1 protein-coding gene is annotated in these 727 nt (G+C 47.9%); it reads left to right on the top strand.

Going from position 1 to position 727, the window contains the following annotated elements:
• On the top strand, positions 1 to 727 hold a 727-nt coding region (locus ACP45E_RS00905; RefSeq protein ID WP_158008354.1), incomplete at both ends, for an Hsp70 family protein.

The raw sequence follows: 727 nt of genomic DNA, 5'->3' as shown, positions 1-727 counted from the left end.
TAACTTAACACTGCTTGAAGAACCTCAAGCCGCGTTGTATTCATGGATCAACAATAATGGTGATGCATGGCGTGAGCAGGTGTCGGTCGGCGATATTGTTCTTGTCGTCGATGTGGGTGGCGGTACGACCGATTTATCGTTAGTTGAAGTGACTGAAGACCAAGGGAATTTATCGCTCAACCGCATTGCTGTCGGTGAGCATATTTTGCTCGGTGGTGACAACATGGATCTTGCTCTAGCTTATCGCCTAAAAGTCAAACTGGCGCAGCAAGGTAAAGAGTTGGCTCCGTGGCAAATTCAAGCGATGACACACGCTTGTCGTGATGCAAAAGAAGCCTTACTTAATGATGCTGAGCTGCATTCGGTTCCTATCGTCGTGCCTAGTCGGGGCTCTAAACTTCTTGGCGCGACGTTAAAAACTGAATTAACCCAGGAAGAAGTGCAACAAACGCTGGTTGATGGTTTTTTCCCAAGCATTGACATTTCTGAGCACCCAGTCCAAAAGCCGCGTGGCGCACTGACACAAATGGGCTTACCGTATGCACAAGATGCGGGTATTACTCGTCACATCGCAGCATTTCTAACCAAGCAAGCTAATGCTGTAAACAGAGAAGCAGGTAACGAAGAGCCAACTTATGATCCATTTGCCAACATGGCTGGGATCCCCGGAATGCCTGACGCTCAAACTGCAGCCGACTTCATTAAACCTACCGCTATCTTGTTTAAC

The sequence above is a fragment of the Vibrio genomosp. F10 str. 9ZD137 genome (genome assembly GCF_049974785.1).
In the GTDB taxonomy this organism is placed as follows: Bacteria; Pseudomonadota; Gammaproteobacteria; order Enterobacterales; family Vibrionaceae; genus Vibrio.
This window is presented reverse-complemented; position numbering and strand designations above follow the sequence as displayed.